This is a genomic window from Streptomyces sp. NBC_01351, from assembly GCF_036237315.1.
GTDB lineage: Bacteria > Actinomycetota > Actinomycetes > Streptomycetales > Streptomycetaceae > Streptomyces.
The window spans coordinates 6862942-6888886 of the sequence record NZ_CP108356.1; the positions used below are offsets into that span (position 1 = coordinate 6862942).

Here is a 25945-nt window from a genome sequence, read left to right on the forward strand (position 1 = left end):
GTGCGGGGCGGAGCCCCGGTCTTTGAGCCCGGCGGCGATTGAGGCGCGGGGTCGGGGCAGCCCCCCGGGGGGTGGCGGCGCCCGCGCGGACGGACGCGCTCGCCGGGCCGGATGGGCGGGGCGCTCTTAGGCTCGGATACATGTCAGACGTGTACGCCGCCCGCCGCGGCACGCTTCGCGACCGCTGCGCCGCCGCGGGGAACGCCGCCGCGCTGATCACGCGTCCGGCGAACGTCCGCTACCTCTCCGGGGCCTCCCCGCGGGGCGCCGTCCTGTTCGTCGGGCCCTCCGAGGACGTCCTGTTCTGCGCCTCTCCACCCACCGGCGAGTCGGACGAGGGCCGGCTCGACGAGCGGCTCAGACTCTCCGTGCTGACGGGCACCGGCGGCGACCCCGCCGTCGCGGCCGCGGACATGGCGGCGGCCGTCCACGCGGACTCCCTCGCCGTGGAGGAGCACCACCTCACCGTCGGCCGCCATCGCGCCCTGCGCTCCGTGGCGCCCAAACTGCGGCTCGCGGACCTCGGGGCCGCCGTGGAGCAGCAGCGCCTCGTCAAGGACGAGGAGGAGATCGCCTGCCTGCGGATCGCCGCCGAGATCGCCGACCAGGCCCTGGGCGAGCTGCTGGAGTCCATCCTGGTCGGACGGACCGAACGGCACCTCGCCCTGGAGCTGGAGCGGCGCCTCGTCGACCACGGGGCCGACGGACCCGCGTTCCCGACCTCCGTGGGCACCGGCCCGCACTCCGGCCGCTCCCGGCACCGCCCCTCCGACCGCAGGGTCGAGGAGGGCGACTTCCTCTCCGTCTGCCTCGGCGCCAACTACCGGGGCTACCGCTGCGAGATCGGCCGGACCTTCGTGATCGGCACCACTCCCGCCGACTGGCAGATCGAGCTGTACGACCTCGTCTTCAGCGCCCAGCGGGCCGGCCGCGAGGCCCTGGTGCCGGGTGCCGCGTACCGGGACGTGGACCACGCGGCGCGCTCCGTACTGGACTCCGCGGGCCACGGGGAAGCTCTCGCTCCGTGGACCGGACACGGCGTCGGCCTCGAAATCGACGAGGACCCGCAGCTTGCACCTACGGCAATGGGTAAACTGGACGCTTGCGTGCCGGTCACCGTCGAACCGGGGGTTCACCTCCCGGGCCGGGGAGGTGTCCGGATCGATGACACGCTCGTCGTACGCCCCGAGGCGGACGGCGGTCCCGAGCTACTCACCATTACGACCAAGGAGCTGCTCGCGCTCTAGCCCGCACCGTCGGGCCGTGCGCGCATCCGTGGTCTTCCAGTGCAGGAGATTCCGCAACCGTGGCTTCCACGAACGACCTCAAGAACGGCATGGTGCTGAAGCTCGACGGGGGCCAGCTCTGGTCCGTCGTCGAGTTCCAGCACGTCAAGCCCGGCAAGGGCCCGGCCTTCGTGCGCACCAAGCTCAAGCACGTGCTCTCCGGCAAGGTCGTCGACAAGACCTTCAACGCCGGCACGAAGGTCGAGACCGCCACGATCGACCGGCGTGACATGCAGTTCTCGTACATGGACGGCGACTACTTCGTCTTCATGGACGAGGAGACCTTCGACCAGCTGATGGTCGACCGCAAGGCCGTCGGCGACGCCGCCAACTTCCTGATCGAGGGCCGCACGGCCTCCGTCGCGCAGCACGAGGGCGAGGTGCTCTACGTCGAGCTCCCGGCCGCCGTCGAGCTCGTCATCCAGCACACCGACCCGGGCGTCCAGGGCGACCGCTCCACCGGTGGCACCAAGCCCGCGACGCTGGAGACCGGCCACGAGATCCAGGTCCCGCTCTTCATCAACACGGGCGAGAAGGTCAAGGTCGACACCCGCACCAGCGACTACCTCGGCCGGGTGAACAGCTAACCGTGGCTGCCCGGAGCAACGCGCGCAAGCGCGCTTTCCAGATCCTGTTCGAGGCCGACCAGCGCGGGGTGCCCGTGCGCGAGGTCCTCGCGGACTGGATCCGCCACGCGCGGTCGGACGACCGGCAGCCGCCGGTCAGCGCCTTCACGATGGATCTCGTCGAGGGTTACGCCAACAAGGTGAACCGCATCGACGACCTGATCGTCACCTACGCCGTGGACTGGGACCTCGACCGCATGCCGGTCGTGGACCGGAACATCCTGCGGCTCGGTGCCTACGAGCTGATCTGGGTGGACGACACCCCGGACGCCGTGGCCATCGACGAGGCCGTCCAGCTGGCCAAGGAGTTCTCCACGGACGAGTCCCCCTCGTTCGTGAACGGGCTGCTGGCCCGTTTCAAGGACCTGAAGCCGAGCCTGCGCCGAGGCGAGTAGCCTCCGGCGGGTTTCGGTCGAGCGGAGGGGCCGCAGCGTTTCGCTGCGGCCCCTCCGCTTTGCTGCTTTGGCCATGGCTGCTCCGGTGGGGCAGACGCAAAACGGCGGGTGCCGGGAGCCTCTCGGACTCCCGGCACCCGCCGGTAAACGTTTCTGCTGGGACTGGCCGGACTAGATGTCCTCGTGGGCCACCGCACGACGGGCGTCCGCGTCCAGGACGCCCCAGCTGATGAGCTGCTCGGTCAGGACCGAGGGGGACTGGTCGTAGATGACGGCCAGCGTGCGCAGGTCGTCCTGGCGGATGGACAGCACCTTGCCGTTGTAGTCGCCGCGCTGGCTCTGGATCGTGGCCGCGTAACGCTGGAGCGGGCCGGCCTTCTCGGCGGGCACGCCCGCCAGGCGCTCCAGGTCGAGGCGCAGCTTCGGCGGCGGCTCGGCAGCCCCGCCGGGAGTCGTGCCGGGCAGCAGTTCCTGCACCGGAACCCCGTAGAAGTCCGCCAGCTCGGCAAGGCGCTGGACGGTCACGGCGCGGTCCCCGCGCTCGTAAGAACCGACCACCACGGCCTTCCATCGGCCCTGGGACTTCTCCTCGACACCGTGAAGGGAGAGGCCCTGCTGGGTGCGGATGGCGCGGAGCTTGGCCCCGAGCTGTTTGGCGTATTCGCTGGACATAACGCTCCCGGACGCTGTGACGCTGTGACGACATGGACGCTGTGACGACATACAACATGACCACGTGCGGCTCCGCCGCGCGGCTGGTAACTCACTGTGAGGTTACGCAGCGTTACTTGGGTGCGTCAAGCCGAATGGTCTCCATCGCCCCCTCAAGAGGCGTCCCAGGAGCCCCGTGCGCGCCCCCGCGCCCCAGCCCCGTGCGGGTTGGGCACCCGGGCCCTGGTACCGTGTGAGAAGTACATCAGACGTCCTTTAAGGTCCGTCCCGTGAGGCGGAGAAGGAGGTCCTTTTCATGGACGCTCAGAACGCACAGGCTCAGCCCGATCAGAACGATGCAGTGCGCCCCGTGCTGGAGGCGCAGGACATCGCCCGGGTCCTGACCCGCATCGCCCACGAGATCGTCGAACGCGCCAAGGGCGCCGACGACGTGGTGCTCCTCGGCATTCCCACCCGCGGTGTCTTCCTCGCCCGCCGGCTGGCCGCCAAGCTCGAAGAGATCACCGGTACGAAGATCCCGGTCGGCTCCCTCGACATCACCATGTACCGCGACGACCTGCGGATGAAGCCCGCCCGTGCGATCGGCCGCACCGAGATCCCCGGTGACGACCTCGACGGACGCCTCGTCGTCCTCGTCGACGACGTGCTCTTCTCCGGCCGCACCATCCGCGCCGCCCTCGACGCCCTCGGCGATCTCGGCCGCCCCCGCGCCGTGCAGCTCGCCGTCCTCGTCGACCGCGGCCACCGCGAACTGCCGATCCGCGCCGACTACGTCGGCAAGAACCTCCCCACGTCGCTGCGGGAGATCGTCAAGGTCCAGCTCCAGGAGGAGGACGGCCGTGACGCCGTGCTGCTCGGCCAGCGGACCGCCCAGGCAGCCGGGCAGTAGCCCGTACGAACGGCCGGGTCCCTTCCGGGGTCCGCGCCGCAGTCTGCCCTGCCCGACCCCAGCCTGCCCTCCTGACCTACGGAGCCATCCAAGATGAAGCGCCACCTCATCTCGGCCGCCGATCTCACGCGCGACGACGCCGTCCTGATCCTCGACACCGCCGAGGAGATGGCCCGCGTCGCGGACCGGCCGATCAAGAAGCTGCCCACCCTGCGCGGCCTCACCGTCGTCAACCTCTTCTTCGAGGACTCGACCCGCACCCGGATCTCCTTCGAGGCGGCCGCCAAGCGGCTCTCCGCCGACGTCATCAACTTCTCCGCCAAGGGTTCCTCCGTTTCCAAGGGCGAATCCCTGAAGGACACCGCGTTGACCCTGGAGGCCATGGGCGCCGACGCGGTCGTCATCCGCCACCACGCCTCCGGAGCCCCCTACCGGCTCGCGACCTCCGGCTGGATCGACTCCGCCGTGGTCAACGCCGGCGACGGCACCCACGAGCACCCCACCCAGGCCCTGCTGGACGCCTTCACCATGCGCCGCCGCCTCGTCGGCCGCGACGCGGGCCTCGGCAAGGACCTGAACGGCCGCCGCATCACCATCGTCGGCGACGTCCTGCACAGCCGCGTGGCCCGCTCCAACGTCCAGCTGCTGCACACCCTCGGCGCCGAGGTCACCGTCGTGGCCCCGCCGACCCTGGTCCCCATCGGCGTAGAGAGCTGGCCGTGCGAGGTCTCGTACAGCCTCGACGACGTGCTGCCGAAGTCCGACGCTGTGATGATGCTGCGTGTGCAGCGCGAACGCATGAACGCCGCCTTCTTCCCGACCGAGCGCGAGTACTCCCGCCGGTACGGGCTCGACGGCGACCGCATGGCGAAGATGCCCGAGCACGCCATCGTGATGCACCCCGGCCCGATGAACCGCGGCATGGAGATCACCGCCCAGGTCGCCGACTCCGACCGCTGCACCGCCGTGGAACAGGTCGCGAACGGCGTCTCCACCCGGATGGCCGTCCTGTACCTGCTGCTCGGAGGCTCCGAGCCCGCCGTCACCACCACCAGCACGCCCCGCATCGAGGAGAGCAAGTAAAGATGAGCAAGATCCTGATCCGTGGCGCGAAGGTACTCGGTGGCGAGGCGCAGGACGTCCTGATCGACGGCGAGACCATCGCCGAGGTCGGAACCGGGCTGTCCGCCGAGGGCGCGACCGTCATCGAGGCCGAGGGCCAGATCCTCCTCCCCGGCCTCGTCGACCTGCACACCCACCTGCGCGAGCCCGGCCGCGAGGACTCCGAGACGGTCCTCACCGGCACCCGCGCCGCCGCCTCCGGCGGCTACACCGCCGTCTTCGCCATGGCGAACACCTTCCCGGTCGCCGACACCGCGGGCGTCGTCGAGCAGGTCTGGCGCCTGGGCAAGGAGTCCGGCTACTGCGACGTGCAGCCCATCGGCGCCGTCACCGTCGGCCTGGAGGGCAAGCAGCTCTCCGAGCTGGGCGCCATGCACGACTCCGCCGCCCGCGTCACCGTCTTCTCCGACGACGGCAAGTGCGTCGACGACGCCGTGATCATGCGCCGCGCCCTGGAGTACGTGAAGGCGTTCGGCGGCGTCGTCGCCCAGCACGCCCAGGAGCCCCGTCTCACCGAGGGCGCCCAGATGAACGAGGGCGTCGTCTCCGCCGAGCTGGGCCTGGGCGGCTGGCCGGCCGTCGCCGAGGAGTCGATCATCGCCCGCGACGTGCTCCTCGCCGAGCACGTCGGCTCCCGCGTCCACATCTGCCACCTCTCCACCGCCGGCTCCGTCGAGATCGTCCGCTGGGCCAAGGCCCGCGGCATCGACGTCACCGCCGAGGTCACCCCGCACCACCTGCTCCTCACCGACGAGCTCGTGCGCTCGTACAACGCGGTCTACAAGGTCAACCCGCCGCTGCGCACCGAGCGCGACGTGCTGGCCCTGCGCGAGGCGCTCGCCGACGGCACGATCGACATCGTCGCCACCGACCACGCCCCGCACCCGCACGAGGACAAGGACTGCGAGTGGGCCGCCGCCGCCATGGGCATGGTCGGCCTGGAGACCGCGCTGTCCGTCGTCCAGCAGACGATGGTGGAGACCGGACTGCTCGACTGGGCGGGCGTCGCCGAGCGGATGTCCTTCGCGCCGGCGCGCATCGGCAGCCTCGACAACCACGGCCGTCCCGTCTCGGCAGGTGAACCCGCGAACCTGACCTTGGTCGATACCTCGTACCGTGGTGTCGTGGACCCCGCACACTTCGCCTCCCGCAGCCGCAACACGCCTTACGAGGGCCGTGAGCTGCCGGGTCGCGTCACTCACACCTTCCTGCGGGGCCGGGCAACGGTCGTGGACGGGACGCTGGCGTGACACCTGCAGTAATCCAACTGGCCGCCGAGGCCGCCGAACGACAGTCGGCGGAGGTGACCAGTGTCGGCGCCCGCATCGCGTGGGTGATCGGCCTTACCGTCTTCGTCGCGTTCGTGTACTGGCTGATGCGGCAAGGCTGGAAATGGCGCGGCGCCCTGCAGAACGACCTGCCGGAGCTGCCCGCCACCCCCGAAGGTCTCCCCGCGCACCGGCTGGCCCTGACCGGCCGCTACCACGGGTCCACCACCGCCGGACAGTGGCTCGACCGGATCGTCGCCCACGGCCTGGGCGTCCGCAGCCGGGTGGAGCTCACGCTCACCGATGCGGGCCTCGACGTGGTCCGACCGGGTGCCACCGACTTCTTCGTACCGACCGCGCAGCTGCGCGGCGCCCGCCTCGACAAGGGAATCGCGGGCAAGGTACTCACCGAGGGCGGACTGCTCGTCGTCACATGGGCGCATGGCGACAAGCTGATCGACTCCGGATTCCGCTCCGACCGCGCGGCCGAACACGCCGCCTGGGTCGAAGCGATCAACCTCATGAACCAATCCATCACGACGGAAGGCGCCGAACGATGACGACCTCCACCAGGGGAGCAGCCAAAACTCCCGCCGTACTCGTCCTGGAGGACGGTCGGATCTTCCGCGGCCGCGCCTACGGCGCCCACGGGGAGACCTTCGGTGAGGCCGTGTTCTCCACCGGAATGACCGGCTACCAGGAGACCCTCACCGACCCGTCGTACCACCGCCAGGTCGTCGTGATGACCGCCCCGCACGTGGGCAACACCGGCGTCAACGACGAGGACCCCGAGTCCTCCCGCATCTGGGTGTCCGGCTACGTCGTGCGCGACCCCGCCCGCGTCCCCTCCAACTGGCGCTCTCAGCGCTCGCTGGACGAGGAGCTGGTCAAGCAGGGCGTCGTCGGCATCAGCGGCATCGACACCCGCGCCCTCACCCGCCACCTGCGCGAGCGCGGCGCCATGCGCGTCGGCATCTTCTCCGGCAACGCCGTCTCCGACGACGGCATGCTCCTCGCGAAGGTCCGCCAGGCCCCCGAGATGACGGGCGCGAACCTCTCCGCCGAGGTCGCCACCAAGGAGACCTACGTGGTCCCCGCCATCGGTGAGAAGAAGTTCACCGTGGCCGCCGTCGACCTGGGCATCAAGGGCATGACCCCGCACCGGATGGCCGAGCGCGGCATCGAGGTGCACGTGCTGCCCGCCACCGCCACCGCCGAGGACGTGTACGCGGTCAACCCGGACGGCGTGTTCTTCTCCAACGGCCCGGGCGACCCGGCCACCGCCGACCACGCGGTCTCGGTCATGCAGAGCGTCCTCGCCCGCAAGACCCCGCTCTTCGGCATCTGCTTCGGCAACCAGATCCTGGGCCGCGCGCTCGGCTTCGGCACGTACAAGCTGAAGTACGGCCACCGCGGCATCAACCAGCCGGTGCAGGACCGCACCACCGGCAAGGTCGAGATCACGGCGCACAACCACGGCTTCGCCGTGGACGCCCCCCTCGACAAGGTGTCCGAGACCCCCTACGGCCGCGCCGAGGTCTCCCACGTCTGCCTGAACGACAACGTCGTGGAAGGCCTCCAGCTGCTCGACCAGCCGGCCTTCTCCGTCCAGTACCACCCCGAGGCGGCTGCCGGCCCGCACGATGCCGCGTACCTCTTCGACCGCTTCACGTCTTTGATGAGCACCGCCCAGATGGAGGCCGATCGTGCCTAAGCGCTCCGATATCCAGTCCGTCCTGGTCATCGGCTCCGGCCCGATCGTCATCGGCCAGGCCGCCGAGTTCGACTACTCCGGCACCCAGGCCTGCCGCGTCCTCAAGGCCGAGGGCCTGCGCGTCATCCTGGTGAACTCCAACCCGGCGACGATCATGACCGACCCGGAGATCGCCGACGCCACGTACGTCGAGCCGATCACCCCCGAGTTCGTCGAGAAGATCATCGCGAAAGAGCGCCCCGACGCGCTGCTTCCGACCCTCGGCGGCCAGACCGCGCTGAACACCGCCATCTCCATGCACGAGCAGGGTGTGCTGGAGAAGTACGGCGTCGAGCTCATCGGCGCCAACGTCGAGGCCATCAACAAGGGCGAGGACCGCGACCTCTTCAAGGGCGTCGTCGAGGCCGTCAAGGCCAAGATCGGCTACGGCGAATCCGCCCGCTCGGTCATCTGCCACACGATGGACGACATCATGCAGGGCGTAGACACCCTCGGCGGCTACCCCGTCGTCGTGCGCCCCTCCTTCACCATGGGCGGCGCCGGCTCCGGCTTCGCCCACAACGAGGAAGAGCTGCGCCGCATCGCCGGCCAGGGCCTGACGCTCTCCCCGACCACCGAGGTGCTCCTGGAGGAGTCCATCCTCGGCTGGAAGGAGTACGAGCTGGAGCTGATGCGCGACACCAAGGACAACGTGGTCGTCGTCTGCTCCATCGAGAACTTCGACCCGATGGGCGTGCACACCGGTGACTCGATCACCGTCGCGCCGGCGATGACGCTCACCGACCGCGAGTACCAGCGGCTGCGCGACATCGGCATCGCGATCATCCGCGAGGTCGGCGTCGACACCGGCGGCTGCAACATCCAGTTCGCGATCGACCCGGTCGACGGCCGCGTCATCGTCATCGAGATGAACCCGCGCGTCTCGCGCTCCTCGGCGCTCGCGTCGAAGGCCACCGGCTTCCCGATCGCCAAGATCGCCGCCAAGCTGGCCATCGGCTACACGCTCGACGAGGTCCCCAACGACATCACCGAGAAGACGCCGGCCTCCTTCGAGCCGACCCTCGACTACGTCGTCGTCAAGGCCCCGCGCTTCGCCTTCGAGAAGTTCCCGCTCGCCGACTCCACCCTCACCACCACCATGAAGTCGGTGGGCGAGGCCATGGCCATCGGCCGCAACTTCACCGAGGCGCTGCAGAAGGCCCTGCGCTCCCTGGAGAAGAAGGGCTCGCAGTTCACCTTCGTCGGCCCCGTCGGCGACAAGGCGGAGCTGCTGGCCACCGCGGTCCGCCCGACCGACGGCCGCATCAACACCGTCATGCAGGCCATCCGCGCCGGCGCCACCCAGGAAGAGGTCTTCGAGTACACGAAGATCGACCCCTGGTTCGTCGACCAGCTCTTCCTGATCAAGGAGATCGCCGACGAGCTGGCCGCCGCCGAGAAGCTCGACCCCGAGCTGCTCGCCGAGGCCAAGCGCCACGGCTTCTCCGACTTCCAGATCGCGGAGATCCGCGGCCTGCGCGAGGACGTCGTCCGCGAGGTCCGGCACGCCCTCGGTGTCCGCCCGGTCTACAAGACCGTCGACACCTGCGCCGCCGAGTTCGCCGCGAAGACCCCGTACTTCTACTCGTCGTACGACGAGGAGTCCGAGGTCGCGCCGCGCACCAAGCCCGCGGTCATCATCCTGGGCTCCGGCCCGAACCGCATCGGCCAGGGCATCGAGTTCGACTACTCCTGCGTCCACGCCTCCTTCGCGCTCAGCGACGCCGGCTACGAGACCGTGATGGTCAACTGCAACCCGGAGACCGTCTCCACCGACTACGACACCTCCGACCGCCTGTACTTCGAGCCGCTGACGCTCGAGGACGTGCTGGAGATCGTCCACGCCGAGTCCCTCGCGGGCCCGATCGCCGGTGTCGTCGTCCAGCTCGGCGGCCAGACCCCCCTCGGTCTCGCCCAGGCGCTGAAGGACAACGGCGTCCCCGTCGTCGGCACCCCGCCGGAGGCCATCCACGCAGCCGAGGACCGCGGGGCCTTCGGCCAGGTCCTCGCCGACGCCGGCCTGCCCGCCCCCAAGCACGGCACCGCCACCACCTTCCCCGGTGCCAAGGCGATCGCCGACGAGATCGGCTACCCGGTCCTCGTCCGCCCGTCCTACGTGCTCGGCGGCCGCGGCATGGAGATCGTCTACGACGAGGCCCGCCTGGAGTCGTACATCGCCGAGTCCACCGAGATCAGCCCCACCCGGCCGGTCCTGGTCGACCGCTTCCTCGACGACGCCATCGAGATCGACGTCGACGCCCTCTACGACGGCCACGAGCTCTACCTCGGCGGCGTCATGGAGCACATCGAGGAAGCCGGCATCCACTCCGGCGACTCGGCCTGCGCCCTGCCCCCGATCACCCTCGGCGGCTACGACATCAAGCGCCTGCGCGCCTCCACCGAGGCCATCGCCAAGGGCGTCGGCGTGCGCGGTCTGATCAACATCCAGTTCGCGATGGCCGGTGACATCCTCTACGTCCTGGAGGCCAACCCGCGCGCCTCCCGGACCGTCCCCTTCACCTCGAAGGCGACCGCCGTCCCGCTCGCGAAGGCCGCCGCCCGCATCTCGCTCGGCACCACCATCGCCGAGCTCCGCGAAGAGGGCATGCTCCCGAAGACCGGCGACGGGGGCACCCTGCCGCTCGACGCGCCGATCTCCGTCAAGGAGGCCGTCATGCCGTGGTCGCGCTTCCGCGACATCCAGGGCCGCGGCGTCGACACGGTCCTCGGCCCGGAGATGCGCTCCACCGGCGAGGTCATGGGCATCGACTCCGTCTTCGGCACGGCGTACGCCAAGTCGCAGGCCGGCGCCTACGGCCCGCTGCCCACCAAGGGCCGCGCGTTCATCTCCGTCGCCAACCGCGACAAGCGCTCGATGATCTTCCCGGCCCGCGAGCTCGTCGCCCACGGCTTCGAGCTGATGGCCACCTCCGGCACCGCCGAGGTACTGCGCCGCAACGGCATCAACGCCACCGTGGTGCGCAAGCTCAGCGAGGGCGAGGGCCCGAACGGCGAGAAGACCATCGTCCAGCTGATCCACGACGGCCAGGTCGACCTGATCGTCAACACCCCGTACGGAACCGGCGGCCGCCTCGACGGCTACGAGATCCGCACGGCGGCCGTGGCGCGCAGCGTCCCGTGCCTGACCACGGTCCAGGCACTCGCCGCAGCCGTCCAGGGCATCGACGCGCTCAACCGCGGCGACGTGGGCGTCCGCTCCCTCCAGGAGCACGCGGAGCGCCTGACCGCGGCCCGCGACTAGCAGCCCCGTACGAAAGGGGGGCACCGGCGACAGCCACCGGTGTCCCCCCTTTCTTGAGCGCCAAAGGGATATTTCGGACGATGTACAAACTGTTCTTCAACCTCGTCTTCAAGCACATGGACCCCGAGCAGGCCCACTACATGGCCTTCCGCTGGATCCGCCTCGCCGCCCGCACCCCCGTGCTCCGCACCTTCGTCGCGGCGGCCCTCGCGCCCCGCTACAAGGAACTGCGCACCGAGGCCCTCGGCCTGCGGATGCACGGCCCCTTCGGGCTCGCGGCTGGCTTCGACAAGAACGCCGTCGCCATCGACGGCATGTCGATGCTCGGCTTCGACCACATCGAGATCGGCACCGTCACCGCCCAGGCCCAGCCCGGCAACCCGAAGAAGCGCCTCTTCCGGCTCGTGCCGGACCGCGCGCTGATCAACCGGATGGGCTTCAACAACGAGGGCTCGGCGGCCGTCGCGGAGCGCCTGGCGGCCCGTAGGGCAGTCTTCAACACCGTCGTCGGCGTCAACATCGGCAAGACCAAGGTCGTGCCCGAGGAGGAGGCCGTCGGCGACTACGTGACCTCCACCGAGCGCCTGGCCCGGCACGCCGACTACCTCGTCGTGAACGTCTCCTCGCCCAACACGCCGGGCCTGCGCAACCTCCAGGCGACGGAGTCGCTGCGCCCGCTGCTGACCGCCGTACGGGAAGCCGCCGACCGGGTGGTCACCGACCGCCGGGTCCCGCTGCTGGTCAAGATCGCCCCGGACCTGGCCGACGAGGACGTCGACGCCGTCGCCGACCTCGCCCTGGAGCTGGGCCTGGACGGCATCATCGCCACGAACACGACGATCGCGCGTGAGGGCCTCGGCCTGCGCTCCGACCCCTCCCTGATCAAGGAGACCGGAGGCCTGTCCGGAGCCCCCGTCAAGGTGCGCTCCCTGGAGGTCCTGCGCCGCCTGTACGCCCGCGTGGGCGACCGGATCGTACTGGTGGGCGTCGGGGGCATCGAGAACGCCGAGGACGCCTGGCAGCGGATCCTGGCCGGTGCCACGCTCGTCCAGGGCTACAGCGCCTTCATCTACGAGGGCCCGTTCTACGCCCGCGCCATCCACAAGGGCCTGGCCGCCCGCCTGGCCACCAGCCCGTACGCGACGCTCGCGGAAGCGGTCGGCGCCGAGACCAAGGCCCGAAAGGCAGCGAAGTGAGCCCTGTGACCGTGACTCCGTTCGGCACCCGCCTCCGCGAGGCGATGGACACCCGGGGCCCGCTGTGCGTGGGCATCGACCCGCACGCCGCGCTGCTGGCGCAGTGGGGCCTGAACGACGACATCGCGGGCCTGGAGCGCTTCTCCCGTACGGTCGTCGAGGCGCTGGCGGACTCCGTGGCGGTCTTCAAGCCCCAGGCGGCCTTCTTCGAGCGGTTCGGCTCGCGGGGCGTCGCGGTGCTGGAGCAGACCGTGGCCGACGCCCGCGCGGCGGGCACCCTCGTGGTGATGGACGCCAAGCGGGGCGACATCGGCTCGACCATGGCGGCGTACGCCTCGGCCTTCCTGGACCCGGCGTCGCCGCTCTTCTCCGACGCGCTGACGGTCTCCCCGTACCTGGGCTACGGGTCGCTGCGCCCGGCCGTCGACCTCGCCCGGGAGTCCGGAGCGGGTCTGTTCGTCCTGGCCCTGACCTCGAACCCGGAGGGGGCGGAGGTTCAGCGGGCGGTGCGGGAGGACGGTCTGTCGGTGGGTGCGACGATGCTGGCGCACCTTGCGGCGGAGAACGAGGGCGCGGAGCCCATGGGCTCCTTCGGGGCCGTGGTCGGCGCCACGCTCGGCGACCTGTCCTCCTTCGACCTGGACATCAACGGGCCGCTCCTGGCGCCGGGGCTCGGTGCGCAGGGCGCCACCGCCGCCGACCTCCCGAAGGTCTTCGGCGCGGCCGTGCGCAACGTCGTCCCGAACGTGTCGCGGGGCGTGCTGAAGCACGGGCCGGACGTCGCGGCGCTGCGCGCGAGCGCGGACGCGTTCGCGGACGAGATCCGCGAGGCCGTCGCCGCGTAGCCCCTGCGGGGATGCCCGGCGGTCCGGGTGCGGCGCCGTTGCCGGGGGCGCTGCCCCCGGACCCCCGCGCCTCAAACGCCGGCGAGGCTGAAGGTGCCGCTCCTCAATCGCCGGAGGGGCCGGATCTCGGCTGATGCCGTCCGCCTCCGCAGAACGCGAATTCGGTGCCTCCACGATGCCGTCGGGCGGGTTCGTCGCACTGCTTGACGAAAATCGAACGGCTTTCCTCGGACAAAACCGGGGTGGTATGTCCGTGATGTACGGTTCAGTGGAGGCTGACCAGGACTTTTCGTCCGTTCTCGCTGACTGGAGCGGCCTTGGCCGCTAGTCTCCGAGCAGAGTGAACGTGCAGCGAACGAGTAATACCGCTGTTCGGGAGCTCGCCTTGTGTGGTGCCTTCGGGTTACCCACTGGTCCGTATCCGACAGTTCGACATCCGAGGTGACGTAGGCGTGGCTCTTCCGCCCCTTACCCCTGAACAGCGCGCAGCCGCGCTCGAAAAGGCCGCCGCGGCTCGCCGGGAGCGGGCCGAGGTCAAGAATCGACTCAAGCACTCCGGCGCCTCGCTCCAAGAGGTCATCAAGACAGGTCAGGAGAACGACGTCATCGGCAAGATGAAGGTCTCCGCCCTGCTGGAGTCCCTGCCTGGCGTGGGCAAGGTCCGCGCCAAGCAGATCATGGAGCGCCTCGGCATCTCCGAGTCCCGGCGTGTCCGAGGTCTCGGTTCCAACCAGATCGCTTCTCTGGAGCGTGAGTTCGGCACTCCTGCCGGCTGACGCGTCGCCCGGAGTCCTTCCCGCGTTCTCAGGCAGTCCCTGGAACCTGGATAATCGCTCTATGGCAGCAGAGGTTCGTCCGCGGCTGACCGTGCTCTCCGGCCCCTCGGGGGTCGGCAAGAGCACGGTCGTCGCGCATATGCGCAAGGTCCACCCCGAGGTCTGGCTCTCGGTGTCGGCCACCACCCGCAAGCCGCGGCCCGGTGAGCGACACGGAATCCAGTACTTCTTCGTCAACGACGACGAGTTCGACAAGCTGATCGCCAACGGCGAGCTGCTGGAGTGGGCCGAGTTCGCGGGCAACCGCTACGGCACACCGCGCGGCGCGGTGCTGGAACGCCTCGACAACGGCGAGCCGGTACTGCTGGAGATCGATCTCCAGGGCGCTCGGCTCGTCCGCGAGTCGATGCCCGAAGCCCAACTGGTCTTCCTGGCACCTCCGAGCTGGGACGAGCTGGTCCGCCGCCTGACCGGGCGGGGCACCGAATCCCCGGAGGTCATCGAGCGCCGGCTCGACACCGCCAAGATCGAACTCGCTGCCGAATCCGAGTTCGACACCACCCTCGTCAATACCTCCGTCGAGGACGTGGCGCGTGAGCTGCTAGCCTTGATGGAAGTTGTCTGATCGTTGGTCGATTTTTAATGATCGATCAATGCTTGATCTTTCACCCATTCTTCGGAAGGTAGAGCGTGTCCTCTTCCATCACTGCGCCCGAGGGCATCATCAACCCGCCGATCGACGAGCTGCTCGAGGCCACGGACTCGAAGTACAGCCTCGTGATCTACGCGGCCAAGCGTGCGCGTCAGATCAACGCGTACTACTCGCAGCTCGGTGAGGGCCTGCTGGAGTACGTAGGCCCGCTGGTGGACACCCACGTCCACGAGAAGCCGCTTTCGATCGCGCTGCGCGAGATCAACGCGGGTCTGCTGACCTCCGAGGCCATCGAGGCCCCGCCCCAGTAAGGCACGAGAATCCTTTCACCACAGGCCCGGCAGAACATCTGCCGGGCCTGTGGTGTGTCATGGGTAGGGACGGCGGACGCGGACGACGGACGTCGACGAGGCTCGAAGGGGAGTGCGTGGTGGGTAAGCCGAAGGTCGTACTGGGAGTCAGCGGCGGGATCGCCGCCTACAAGGCGTGCGAACTGCTCCGTCGGCTGACCGAGTCCGGGCACGACGTGCGCGTGGTGCCCACGGCGGCGTCCCTGAACTTCGTCGGCGAGGCCACCTGGGCCGCCCTGTCCGGGAACCCGGCCTCCACCGAGGTGTGGGAGACCGTCCACGAGGTGCCCCACGTGCGCATCGGGCAGTCCGCCGACCTCGTGATCGTCGCCCCGGCCACCGCCGACATGCTCGCCAAGGCCGCCCACGGCCTCGCCGACGACCTGCTCACGAACACGCTGCTCACCGCCCGCTGTCCGGTGGTCTTCGCCCCCGCCATGCACACCGAGATGTGGGAGCACCCCGCCACCCAGGAGAACGTGGCCACGCTGCGGCGGCGCGGAGCCCTCGTCATCGAGCCCGCCGTCGGCCGGCTGACGGGCAAGGACACCGGCAAGGGGCGGCTGCCCGACCCCGAGGAGATCTTCGAAGTGTGCCGAGGGGTCCTGGCGCGCGGGGTCACCGAGCCGGACCTCGTCGGGCGCCACGTGGTGATCAGCGCGGGCGGCACGCGCGAGCCCCTCGACCCGGTGCGCTTCCTGGGCAACCGCTCCTCCGGCAAGCAGGGCTACGCACTCGCCCGCACCGCCGTCGCCCGCGGGGCCCGGGTCACCCTCGTCGCCGCGAACACCGCGCTCGCCGACCCGGCCGGGGTGGACGTCGTAGGCGTGGGCACGGCCGTCCAGCTGCGGGAGGCGGTGCTCAAGGCGGCCGCCGACGCCGACGCGGTGGTGATGGCCGCGGCAGTGGCCGACTTCAGGCCCGCCGAGTACGCCGGCGGAAAGATCAAGAAGAAGGACGGGCAGGATCCCGCGCCGGTCGCCCTCGTCCGCAATCCCGACGTGCTCGCGGAAATCTCGGCCGACAGGCCCCGGGACGGACAGGTCGTGGTGGGTTTCGCCGCGGAGACCGACGACGTCCTCGCCAACGGGCGTGCCAAGCTCCGGCGCAAGGGATGTGACCTTCTCGTCGTCAACGAGGTCGGCGAGGCCAAGACCTTTGGTTCGGAGGAGAACGAGGCCGTTGTTCTGGCGTCCGATGGTTCGGAGCTCCCCGTTCCCTACGGGCCGAAGGAAGCGCTGGCGGATGTGATTTGGGACCAGGTCGCGCACCGACTCCCGGCCCGACGCGCGTGAGTCGATCTCTTTCCCTGCCCCCGTCGGTAGGCCAGAATGGAGTGCCGCAGGTCACACGGCTCCCATAAGGCGAGACGGGTGGTCGGCCGGACGGTGGCAACCGATAAACTGCATTCGGAACGTGATCGGGCGCAGCCCCTGGTGTGGTTCCGCCAAATGATCAGCCAGCAGCCGCTGCAACCCCAGGGAGCGTTGTGTCCCGTCGTCTCTTCACCTCGGAGTCCGTGACCGAGGGCCACCCCGACAAGATCGCTGACCAGATCAGCGACACGATCCTCGACGCGCTCCTCACCGAGGACCCCACCTCGCGTGTCGCCGTGGAAACCCTCATCACCACCGGCCTCGTGCACATCGCGGGCGAGGTGACCACGAAGGCCTACGCGCCGATCGCGCAGCTCGTTCGCGAGAAGATCCTGGAGATCGGCTACGACTCCTCGAAGAAGGGCTTCGACGGCGCCTCCTGCGGCGTGTCGGTGTCCATCGGCGCGCAGTCCCCGGACATCGCGCAGGGTGTCGACACCGCGTACGAAACGCGCGTCGAGGGCGACGAGGACGAGCTCGACAAGCAGGGCGCCGGCGACCAGGGCCTGATGTTCGGCTACGCCTGCGACGAGACCCCGGAGCTCATGCCGCTCCCGATCCACCTCGCGCACCGGCTCGCCCGCCGCCTGTCCGAGGTCCGCAAGAACGGGACCATCCCGTACCTGCGTCCCGACGGCAAGACCCAGGTCACCATCGAGTACGACGGTGACAAGGCCGTCCGCCTCGACACCGTGGTCGTCTCCTCGCAGCACGCCTCGGACATCGACCTGGACTCGCTGCTCGCTCCCGACATCCGCGAGTTCGTCGTCGAGCACGTCCTGGCCCAGCTCATCGAGGACGGCATCAAGCTCGACACCGAGGGCTACCGCCTCCTGGTGAACCCGACCGGCCGCTTCGAGATCGGCGGCCCGATGGGCGACGCCGGCCTCACCGGCCGCAAGATCATCATCGACACCTACGGCGGCATGGCCCGCCACGGTGGCGGCGCCTTCTCCGGCAAGGACCCGTCGAAGGTCGACCGCAGCGCCGCGTACGCGATGCGCTGGGTCGCGAAGAACGTGGTCGCCGCCGGCCTCGCCTCGCGCTGCGAGGTCCAGGTCGCGTACGCCATCGGCAAGGCCGAGCCCGTCGGCCTCTTCGTCGAGACCTTCGGCACCGCCAAGGTCGACGTCCAGAAGATCGAGGACGCGATCGGCGAGGTCTTCGACCTGCGTCCGGCCGCGATCATCCGTGACCTGGACCTGCTCCGCCCGATCTACGCCCAGACCGCCGCCTACGGCCACTTCGGCCGCGAGCTGCCGGACTTCACCTGGGAGCGCACCGACCGCGTGGACGCGCTGCGCGCGGCCGCCGGCCTGTAAGCACCACCGCTCACGACGAACGGCCCCGGACCTCGTGGTCCGGGGCCGTTCGCTGTCAGTGGGGTTTGGTAAGAATGCTGGTGTGAGCAGCTCGAACGATTCCCCGCCGGAGCAGCTCGCGCTGATCCGGGAGATGGTCGCCGAGGCGAAGGCCAAGGCACCCAAGGCGAAACCGCGTACCTGGCGGGGCGCCGCCCTCGCCCAGGAGCTTCCGGTCGCCCGGATCCTCGTCAACAAGGGCGTGCTCCACCTTGACCAGCTCTGGGACTACGCCGTCCCCGAGGAGCTCTCCGAGGCCGCGCAGCCCGGCGTCCGCGTCCGGGTCCGCTTCGGGGCCGGCTCGCACCAGGTGCACGGCGGCCGCCGCGAGGGCGGCGGCCTCATCGACGGCTTCATCGTCGAGCGCCGTGCCGAGTCCGACTACGACGGGGCCCTGGCCGCGCTCGCCCACGTCGTCTCGCCCGAGGTGGTGCTCAGCCCGCGGATGCTCGCGCTCGCCCGGGCCGTCGCCGACCGGTACGCGGGCAGCCTGGCCGACGTACTCCAGCTCGCCCTGCCCGCGCGGAGCGCCCGCGCCGAGGCCAAGCCCTCCCCGGAGCCGCTGCCCCCGCCCGCCGCGCCCGAGCCCGGCGGCTGGCAGAGCTACGGATCGGGTCCCGCCTTCCTGCGCGCCCTCGCCACCGGCGCCGCCCCGCGCGCCGTCTGGACCGCGCTGCCCGGCCCCGGCTGGGCCGACGAGCTCGCCCGGGCCATCGCCGCCACCCTCGCCTCCGGCCGGGGCGCCCTCGCCGTGCTGCCCGACGGGCGGACCGCCGCCCGGGCCGACTCGGCCCTGACCGCCCTGCTCGGCGAGGGCCGGCACGCCCTGCTCACCGCCGAGTCCGGGCCGGAGAAGCGCTACCGGGAGTGGCTCGCCGTGAGCCGGGGTTCGGTGCGGGCCGTCATCGGCACCCGGGCCGCGATGTTCGCCCCCGTACGGGACCTCGGGCTGGTCGCGATCTGGGACGACGGGGATTCCAGCCACAGCGACGACCGCGCCCCCTTCCCGCACGTCCGCGAGGTGCTGGAGCTGCGCGCGGTCACCGACGGCTGCGGATTCCTGGTGGGCGGTACGAGTTGCACCGTGGAGGCGGCCCAGCTGGTCGAGACCGGCTGGGCGCGGCCGCTGGTCGCCGACCGCGAGACCGTACGGGCCCGCGCGCCCCGGATCCGGACCGTGGGCGACGAACTGCTGGCCCGCGACGGGGCCGCCCGGGCGGCGCGGCTGCCGAGCCTGGCGTGGGAGACCGTACGGGAGGCGCTCAAGACCGGGCCCGTACTCGTCCAGGTGCCGCGGCGGGGCTACGTGCCGCGGCTGGCCTGCGAGCGCTGCCGGACACCGGCCCGCTGCACGGTCTGCGCCGGGCCGCTGGAGGCCCCCGACGAGCGGGACCTGCTGTGCGGGTGGTGCGGTCGGGGCGAGCCGTCCTGGCACTGCGAGGAATGCGGCTCCTTCCGGCTGCGGGCCCAGGTGGTGGGTGCGCGGCGCACGGCCGAGGAACTGGGGCGGGCCTTCCCGGCCGTTCCCGTACGGACTTCCGGGCGCGACCACGTGCTGGACGAGGTGCCGGACCGGCCCGCGCTCGTGGTGTGCACCCCCGGGGCCGAGCCGGTCGCGGCGGGCGCCGGGTACGCGGCGGCGCTGCTGCTGGACGGCTGGGCGATGCTGGGCCGCCCCGACCTGCGGGCCGGGGAGGACGCGCTGCGGCGCTGGATCGGCGCCGCCTCTCTGGTACGGGGGGAGGGGCAGGTCGTCGTGGTCGCCGAACCGACGCTGCGGCCGGTGCAGGCACTGGTGCGGTGGGATCCCGTGGGGCACGCGGTGCGGGAGCTCGCGGAGCGCGCGCAGCTCGGGTTCCCGCCGGTGTCCCGGATGGCTGCGGTCGCCGGGCGGGGGGAGGCCGTGGAGGCCTTCCTGGCCGGGGCCGGGCTCCCGGCGGACGCGGAGATCCTGGGGCCTGTGCCGTTGCCGGGGCGGCGGGGGGAGGGGTCGCCCGGGGAACGGGCACTGGTGCGGGTGCCGCCGGGCAGTGGGGCCGCGCTTGCCGCCGCGTTGAAGTCGGCGCAGGCGGCGCGGATGGCCCGGGGGGTGCCGGTGGCTGACGCGGTGCGGGTGCGGATCGATCCGCCGGACATCGGCTGAGGCCGGGCGGGGCCGCAGGGGGTGGGCGGGGCGGCCGGGGTGGGCGGGGCCGCTGCGCGGGGCCTTCCCCCACCCCGCCCCTTCCCGAACCGGGGCTCCGCCCCGGACCCCGCGCCTCAAACGCCGGCGGGGCTGGATGTGCGCGGAGCGCACGTACGGAGTTCGGGGCGGGGGGAGGAGGAGGGAGCTGCCCGCAGGGCCCGGTTGGCGGCCGTCGGGGGTCGGCGTCCCGGCGGTGCTCGGGGCCGTCAGCTGTTGCGGGGGCCCGGGAAGGCCGGGGAACGGGAGGCCTGGGACTCCTCGCGCAGGGGCTGCGGGGGGACCGAGCGGGCGGCCGGGATCGTGGGGAGCGGGCCCAGCGTCCGGGTGGTCGTTCCCTCGGCCGGCGGCTCCACGGACTCCGCGCTCTGCGCGCGCCTGGCACCGTAGCGACGGTGTACGGCCTGCTTGGTGACGCCGAGCGCCGAGCCGACCGCGTCCCACGAGAAGCCGAGCGAGCGGTCGAAGTCCACCGCGGCGGTGACCAGCGTTTCGACGCTGTCCCGCAGCTCCTGCGCGAGGCGGACGGTGGGCGCGGGCGCCCGGCCGTAGACGACGAATCCCGTGGAGGGGCCGGAGCGGCGCGGGCGGTACACGTTGCCGAGCTGGGCGGTGAGCGTACGCAGGGCATCCACTTGCCGGCGAACCCGTTCGATGTCCCGCACCAGCAGGTGCAGGCTGGCCCGGGCTTGGGCGTCGTGGGTGGCGTGGTCGGCCATGAAGAAGCCTCTCGAACCGGTGCTGAAGGGCGGATCGGGCCGCTGACACCGTTCACGAAGCGGCCCGTGGTGGTCAATCTCTTTTGACCAACGCGCCACCTGGCGCGCAGGTCACGCTGTGGGGGCGTGTCGGCATATGCGAGAGGCGCGCGTGTGTGTGTACGCCCCCTCAACACCACAGGTGGGCCGCAGGACTCCAGCCCCCATAGACTGGTGCGCTGCTGACAGCCGAGATAGCGAGGTAGGACCCAGTGAAGCTCGTCTTCGCAGGCACCCCCGAGGTCGCCGTGCCCGCCCTGGACGCCCTGATCGCCTCCGGGCGACACGAGGTCGCGGCCGTCGTCACCCGGCCCGACGCCCCCGCGGGGCGCGGGCGGCGGCTCGTCGCCAGCCCGGTCGCCGAGCGCGCGGAGGAGGCCGGCATCGAGGTCCTCAAGCCCGTCCGGCCGCGCGACCCCGACTTCCAGGCCCGGCTGCGCGAGATCGCCCCGGACTGCTGCCCGGTCGTCGCCTACGGAGCGCTGCTCCCCAAGAGCGCCCTGGACATCCCCAAGCACGGGTGGGTCAACCTGCACTTCTCGCTGCTGCCCGCCTGGCGCGGGGCGGCGCCCGTGCAGCACTCGATCATGGCGGGGGACCAGGTCACCGGCGCCTCCACCTTCCTCATCGAGGAGGGCCTCGACTCCGGCCCGGTCTACGGGATCCTCACCGAGGAGATCCGCCAGACCGACACCAGCGGCGACCTGCTGACCCGCCTCGCCTTCGCCGGCTCCGGACTGCTCGCCGCCACCATGGACGGCATCGAGGACGGCACCCTGCGCGCCGTCACGCAGCCCGCCGACGGGATCTCGCTCGCGCCGAAGATCACCGTGGAGGACGCCAGGATCGACTGGACGGCCCCCGCGATGCGTGCCGACCGCGTGGTGCGCGGCTGCACCCCGGCGCCGGGCGCGTGGACCGTCTTCCGCGGGGAGCGGCTCAAGCTGATCTCCGTGGGCCTGGTGCCCGACCGCACGGACCTGGAGCCCGGCGTGCTGGCCCCGGCCAAGAACAACGTCCACGTCGGCACCGGCTCGCACGCCGTGGAGCTGCTGTGGGTGCAGCCCCAGGGCAAGAAGCCGATGCGCGGCGCCGACTGGGCCCGGGGGGTGCGGATCGCTCCCGGCGAGCGCCTCGACGGCACCGACGTAGGCTGAATCGAGCCGAACCCCTCCTCAATCACCCAGTACCTCGAGCACCTCAAGCACCTCAAGCACCTCGTAAATCCGGAGCACCTTTCACGTGAGCGAACAGCCTCGTCGTCGTCCCGCCGCAGGCGCGGGCGGCAAGCAGAACAAGTCGGCCAAGCCCCACCGACGGCCCCAGAAGGACCCCGTGCGGATGCTGGCCTTCGAGGTGCTGCGGGCGGTCGACGAGCGCGACGCGTACGCGAACCTCGTGCTGCCGCCGCTGCTCAAGAAGGCCCGCCAGAACGAGAGCTTCCAGGCGCGCGACGCCGCTCTGGCCACGGAACTGGTCTACGGGACGCTGCGCCGGCAGGGCACGTACGACGCCGTCATCAAGGCGTGCATCGACCGACCGCTGCGCGAGGTGGACCCGCCGGTGCTGGACGTGCTCTCGCTCGGCGCGCACCAACTGCTCGGCACCCGCATCCCCACGCACGCGGCCGTTTCGGCGAGCGTCGAGCTGGCCCGGGTGGTGCTCGGCGACGGGCGGGCGAAGTTCGTCAACGCGGTGCTGCGGAAGATCGCCGCGCACGACCTGGACGGCTGGCTGGAGCTGGTCGCGCCGCCGTACGAGGACGACGCCGAGGAGCACCTCGCGGTGTATCACTCGCACCCGCGGTGGGTCGTCAGCGCGCTGTGGGACTCCCTGGGCGGCGGGCGCGCGGGCATCGAGGACCTCCTCGAAGCCGACAACGAGCGGCCCGAGGTGACGCTGGTCGCACGGCCCGGGCGGTCCACGCCGGAGGAGCTGCTGGAGGCAGTCGGCGAGGACTCGGCGCTGCCGGGCCGCTGGTCCCCGTACGCCGTCCGGATGGCCGAGGGCGGCGAGCCGGGCGCGCTGGAGGCCGTGCGCGAGGGTCGTGCGGGCGTGCAGGACGAGGGCAGCCAGCTCGTGGCGATGGCCCTCGCGGCGGCGCCGGTCGAGGGCCGCGACGAACGCTGGCTGGACGGCTGCGCGGGCCCCGGCGGCAAGGCGGCGCTGCTCGCGGCGCTGGCTGCGCAGCGCGGGGCGTTCCTGCTGGCCTCCGAGAAGCAGCCGCACCGGGCGCGGCTCGTGGAGCGCGCGCTGGCGGGCAACCCCGGCCCCTACCAGGTGATCGCCGCCGACGGCACCCGGCCGCCGTGGCTGCCGGGCTCCTTCGACCGTGTCCTGATGGACGTCCCGTGCACCGGCCTGGGCGCGCTCCGCCGTCGCCCGGAGGCACGCTGGCGCCGGCGTCCGGAGGACCTGGAGGGCTTCGGTCCGCTGCAGCGGTCGCTGCTGCGCGAGGCGCTGTCGGCCGTGCGGGTCGGCGGGGTCGTGGGCTACGCGACGTGCTCCCCGCACCTCGCGGAGACCCGGGTGGTCGTGGAGGACGTACTGAAGGGCCGCGGCGCGGGCGCGATGCCGGTAGCCGCCGAGTTCATCGACGCGCGCCCGTACATGGCGGACGTCCCGGGCCTGGGCGACGGCCCGGACGTCCAGCTGTGGCCGCACCTGCACGGGACGGACGCGATGTACCTGGCGCTGCTGAGGCGCACCGCCTAGGTCGTCTCATTCGAAAGAGACGGCCCAAGGGCCGGTCCGGCCCTGCCGTGCGGGTCGGCCACCGCACGGGCGCCCGGCCGCGTAGCCGCTGCCCGTGCCGGTTGAACCGGCACGGGCAGCGGAGGCGGCGGGGTCGCATCAGGCGACGGCGATCCCGTCGAGTTCGACCAGCTGGCCGGGGATCGCCAGCCGCGTCACCCCGAGCATCGTGGTGGTCGGCGCCACGCCGGCGGCGCCCAGCCGCCCGGCCAGCACGCCGTAGTGCTGGAAGAGCAGATCGACGTCGGTCGCGTAGACGCCCAGCCGGACGAGGTTCGCGAGGGACATGCCGGCCTCGGCGAGCACGGCCTCCAGGTTGTCGATGCTCAGCGCCAACTGCGCGGCCATGTCGCCGTCGTGTTCGGGCTTGCCCTCGGCGCTCATCGCCGTCTGGCCGGAGATGTACAGGGTCCGGGTGTGCCCGGAGACGACCTCACCCTGGTTGAACCCCAACTCCGCGGACCAGGTCACCGGGTTGACAGCCGTTCGTTCCATTGCCACGTCAGCTCCATTTGCTTCGTCGGGAGTACGTACGCCGCTCGCTCGTCGGCTCGGTAGCCGCTGGCTTCGGCGTCGTGTTGAAGAGCCTCGCAGCGAATCACGACATCCTCAGTCATGTATTCCGATAAAGTTTCCGCATGCGCGCCGACCGGTTGGTTTCGCTGGTACTGCTGCTGCGTCAGAGGGGCCGGCTGACCGCGGACACGCTGGCTCGCGAGCTGGAGGTGTCCACCCGCACCGTGCTGCGCGACATCGAGGCGCTGTCCGCGGCCGGCGTGCCCGTCTACGCCGAACGCGGCCGGCACGGCGGTTTCGCGCTGGCGCCCGGCTTCCGGACCGAGCTCACCGGTCTGAACCACGACGAGGCCCTTGCCCTGCTGACCGCCGGATCGGGGCGCGGCGAACTGGTCTTCGGCCTCGGCTCGGCGCTCGCCTCGGCCATGCGCAAGGTGGTCGACGCGCTGCCCGAAGGCCACCGGGCCACCGCGAGCGACGCGGCCCAGAGATTTCTCGTCGACCCGGAGACCGACCTGCTCTCACGCCGGCTGGTCACCGAGGAGGTACCCGACACCAGCGCGATGATCGAGGTCCGGCGGGCGGTGCTCGCCGGACACAAGCTGCGCATCCACTACGCGGCCACGGGCCAGGAGCCGGAGTGGCGCACGGTGGACCCCATCGGCCTGGTCACCGTGCGCGACCGGGGGTACTTGCTGGCGACGAGATCCGGCGAGGACCGCACCTACCGGCTGTCGCGGGTGCTGGCCGCCGAGGAACTCCCCGAAGCGGCGCAGCGACCGAACCGGGTCGATCTGGACCGGATCTGGCGGGAACGATCCGCGCGGTTCCTCTCCGGCGGCGACCACATCACCGTGCTGGTACGGGTCAACCCGGCGCGGCGGGAGGAGCTGCTGGACACCACGCTGGCCGTCCGCGCGGAAGAACCCGAGGCGGACGGCCGGCTGCGGCTGGAGGTGACCTTCCAGGATTCACGACACGCCGAATGGGCGCTGTGGCAGCTCGGCATGGACGCGGAAGCCCTGGCCCCGCAGTCGCTGCGCACCTCCCTGCACAACCGCGCCGCCGCGATCGCCGCCCGCTACGGAGACTCCGCGTAGATGCCGGGGACTCCGTGTATCGCGGGCGTATCGAAAATCGCATACGCCACCGCAACCGCCCACCGTCTCCAATGGGGGCATGAACCACAGTGCATCCCTGTCGGCACCGTCCCGCCGCACGCGCAGGATCGTGCTCCTCGGCCTGGCGCTCCTCGGCTTGGGGAGCGCCTTGTTCGTCGTGCGGCGGCCGCTCATGATGTCCGCTCCGATGTGCCTGGCCGGGCGGTGGCACGGCTGCTTCGGTACGTTCAACGGTGTCGTGTTCATGACCTTGGTCGCGCTGCCGTTGGCCGTGCTGGTGGTGTGGGCCCTGGCACGCCGTCGGCGTGCCGCCGGCGCCAGCGGCACATCGGCGTGGCGGATGTCGCTGGCCGAGGTGGGCATGGTCCACGGGACGGTGCCGTTCCTCTGGATGACCATGATGCCCGGCGCTGCGGCCGGGATCGTCCCCGGCCGGGTGAGCCTGGTACCGGTCCGGGACCTGCTCACGATGGGGCCGGTCGGGATCGTCGGCAACCTGCTGGTCTTCGCGGCGCTGGGGTTCTTCGCCCCGATGCGGTTCGCGGCGCTGGCGTCCGTACCGCGGATCCTGGCGTTCGGGGCGGGCTGCTCGGTCCTGGTCGAGACCGCTCAGTACGTCCTGCGGCTGGACCGGGTGTCCTCCGTGGACGACGTACTGGTCAACGCCGCCGGCGCCGCCCTGGCGGCGCTGGCGTCGCGCCGCTGGTGGCGCACTTCGGTGGAAGCGCCGGAAGCGCCGGAAGAGCCGTCGGACCGGCCTCGCCCCGTGACGGCACCGGCTTAGG

Annotated in this window: 24 protein-coding genes; 21 read left to right on the plus strand and 3 right to left on the minus strand. The window is 71.3% G+C overall.

Going from position 1 to position 25945, the window contains the following annotated elements:
- Window positions 1-140: 140 nt before the first annotated feature.
- The 3 genes from OG625_RS31700 to nusB are packed head-to-tail and all read left to right on the plus strand — an operon-like array spanning window position 141 to window position 2307.
- On the plus strand, window positions 141-1247 hold the full coding sequence (locus OG625_RS31700; protein WP_329387823.1) for an aminopeptidase P family protein: 1107 nt from the start codon (window positions 141-143) through the stop codon (window positions 1245-1247).
- Window positions 1248-1306: 59 nt separating this feature from the next.
- The gene (gene efp / locus OG625_RS31705) at window positions 1307-1873 is read left to right on the plus strand and encodes an elongation factor P (RefSeq protein ID WP_329387825.1); all 567 of its coding nucleotides are present in this window, start codon (window positions 1307-1309) and stop codon (window positions 1871-1873) included.
- A gap of 2 nt (window positions 1874-1875) precedes the next feature.
- Entirely contained in the window at window positions 1876-2307 is a 432-nt protein-coding gene (nusB, locus tag OG625_RS31710) for a transcription antitermination factor NusB (protein WP_329387827.1), read from the plus strand.
- Between the two features lie 171 nt (window positions 2308-2478).
- Here nusB and bldD read toward each other — a convergent pair whose 3' ends face one another.
- Window positions 2479-2979, minus strand: coding sequence for a transcriptional regulator BldD (gene bldD, locus OG625_RS31715; protein ID WP_007263032.1), 501 nt, complete (start codon window positions 2977-2979; stop codon window positions 2479-2481).
- A gap of 295 nt (window positions 2980-3274) precedes the next feature.
- Between bldD and pyrR the strand changes: the two genes are divergently transcribed.
- From pyrR to OG625_RS31785, 14 genes are all read left to right on the plus strand, one after another.
- Window positions 3275-3868, plus strand: a complete 594-nt coding sequence (pyrR, locus tag OG625_RS31720; protein WP_329387829.1) for a bifunctional pyr operon transcriptional regulator/uracil phosphoribosyltransferase PyrR — start codon at window positions 3275-3277, stop codon at window positions 3866-3868.
- A 93-nt stretch (window positions 3869-3961) separates the two neighbouring features.
- A complete protein-coding gene (locus tag OG625_RS31725) occupies window positions 3962-4951 on the plus strand; it encodes an aspartate carbamoyltransferase catalytic subunit (protein WP_329387830.1) in 990 nt (329 codons plus the stop codon).
- 2 nt (window positions 4952-4953) lie between these two features.
- Window positions 4954-6240 carry a dihydroorotase gene (locus OG625_RS31730; protein ID WP_329387832.1) on the plus strand — a complete coding sequence of 429 codons (1287 nt, stop codon included), beginning with the start codon at window positions 4954-4956 and terminating at the stop codon, window positions 6238-6240.
- Window positions 6237-6818, plus strand: coding sequence for a PH-like domain-containing protein (locus tag OG625_RS31735; protein ID WP_329387834.1), 582 nt, complete (start codon window positions 6237-6239; stop codon window positions 6816-6818). Before OG625_RS31730 ends, OG625_RS31735 begins: the two co-directional genes overlap by 4 nt.
- Window positions 6815-7972, plus strand: a complete 1158-nt coding sequence (gene carA, locus OG625_RS31740) for a glutamine-hydrolyzing carbamoyl-phosphate synthase small subunit (protein ID WP_329387836.1) — start codon at window positions 6815-6817, stop codon at window positions 7970-7972. Before OG625_RS31735 ends, carA begins: the two co-directional genes overlap by 4 nt.
- Window positions 7965-11273, plus strand: a complete 3309-nt coding sequence (gene carB / locus OG625_RS31745; RefSeq protein ID WP_329387838.1) for a carbamoyl-phosphate synthase large subunit — start codon at window positions 7965-7967, stop codon at window positions 11271-11273. Before carA ends, carB begins: the two co-directional genes overlap by 8 nt.
- A gap of 80 nt (window positions 11274-11353) precedes the next feature.
- Window positions 11354-12469 (plus strand): quinone-dependent dihydroorotate dehydrogenase, encoded by a 1116-nt coding sequence (locus tag OG625_RS31750; protein WP_329387839.1) that lies wholly within the window; start codon window positions 11354-11356, stop codon window positions 12467-12469.
- Between the two features lie 11 nt (window positions 12470-12480).
- The gene (gene pyrF, locus OG625_RS31755) at window positions 12481-13314 is read left to right on the plus strand and encodes an orotidine-5'-phosphate decarboxylase (protein ID WP_329391146.1); all 834 of its coding nucleotides are present in this window, start codon (window positions 12481-12483) and stop codon (window positions 13312-13314) included.
- Window positions 13315-13766: 452 nt separating this feature from the next.
- Entirely contained in the window at window positions 13767-14090 is a 324-nt protein-coding gene (locus tag OG625_RS31760) for an integration host factor (RefSeq protein ID WP_008740406.1), read from the plus strand.
- A gap of 61 nt (window positions 14091-14151) precedes the next feature.
- Entirely contained in the window at window positions 14152-14715 is a 564-nt protein-coding gene (gmk, locus tag OG625_RS31765) for a guanylate kinase (protein ID WP_329387841.1), read from the plus strand.
- A 65-nt stretch (window positions 14716-14780) separates the two neighbouring features.
- Window positions 14781-15053 carry a DNA-directed RNA polymerase subunit omega gene (rpoZ, locus tag OG625_RS31770; RefSeq protein WP_266910431.1) on the plus strand — a complete coding sequence of 91 codons (273 nt, stop codon included), beginning with the start codon at window positions 14781-14783 and terminating at the stop codon, window positions 15051-15053.
- Between the two features lie 119 nt (window positions 15054-15172).
- Entirely contained in the window at window positions 15173-16387 is a 1215-nt protein-coding gene (gene coaBC / locus OG625_RS31775; protein ID WP_329387843.1) for a bifunctional phosphopantothenoylcysteine decarboxylase/phosphopantothenate--cysteine ligase CoaBC, read from the plus strand.
- 194 nt (window positions 16388-16581) lie between these two features.
- The gene (metK, locus tag OG625_RS31780; RefSeq protein ID WP_329387845.1) at window positions 16582-17790 is read left to right on the plus strand and encodes a methionine adenosyltransferase; all 1209 of its coding nucleotides are present in this window, start codon (window positions 16582-16584) and stop codon (window positions 17788-17790) included.
- A gap of 82 nt (window positions 17791-17872) precedes the next feature.
- Window positions 17873-19972: a primosomal protein N' gene (locus OG625_RS31785; RefSeq protein ID WP_329387848.1), complete on the plus strand. Its 2100-nt coding sequence runs from the start codon at window positions 17873-17875 to the stop codon at window positions 19970-19972.
- Window positions 19973-20220: 248 nt separating this feature from the next.
- Here the strand turns inward: OG625_RS31785 and OG625_RS31790 are convergent, their stop codons facing one another.
- Complete coding sequence (locus OG625_RS31790; RefSeq protein ID WP_329387849.1) at window positions 20221-20730, minus strand: hypothetical protein; 510 nt, start codon at window positions 20728-20730, stop codon at window positions 20221-20223.
- A 251-nt stretch (window positions 20731-20981) separates the two neighbouring features.
- Here OG625_RS31790 and fmt point away from each other — a divergent pair, with 251 nt between their 5' ends.
- Both fmt and OG625_RS31800 read left to right on the plus strand, forming a co-directional pair.
- Window positions 20982-21926, plus strand: a complete 945-nt coding sequence (gene fmt / locus OG625_RS31795; protein ID WP_329387851.1) for a methionyl-tRNA formyltransferase — start codon at window positions 20982-20984, stop codon at window positions 21924-21926.
- An 85-nt stretch (window positions 21927-22011) separates the two neighbouring features.
- Entirely contained in the window at window positions 22012-23484 is a 1473-nt protein-coding gene (locus OG625_RS31800; protein WP_329387853.1) for an RsmB/NOP family class I SAM-dependent RNA methyltransferase, read from the plus strand.
- Between the two features lie 138 nt (window positions 23485-23622).
- Here the strand turns inward: OG625_RS31800 and OG625_RS31805 are convergent, their stop codons facing one another.
- Window positions 23623-24018, minus strand: coding sequence for a RidA family protein (locus OG625_RS31805; RefSeq protein ID WP_329387855.1), 396 nt, complete (start codon window positions 24016-24018; stop codon window positions 23623-23625).
- Between the two features lie 143 nt (window positions 24019-24161).
- Here OG625_RS31805 and OG625_RS31810 point away from each other — a divergent pair, with 143 nt between their 5' ends.
- Both OG625_RS31810 and OG625_RS31815 read left to right on the plus strand, forming a co-directional pair.
- Complete coding sequence (locus tag OG625_RS31810) at window positions 24162-25139, plus strand: helix-turn-helix transcriptional regulator (protein WP_329387857.1); 978 nt, start codon at window positions 24162-24164, stop codon at window positions 25137-25139.
- Window positions 25140-25218: 79 nt separating this feature from the next.
- Window positions 25219-25944, plus strand: coding sequence for a VanZ family protein (locus tag OG625_RS31815; protein ID WP_329387860.1), 726 nt, complete (start codon window positions 25219-25221; stop codon window positions 25942-25944).
- Window position 25945 lies beyond the last annotated feature (1 nt).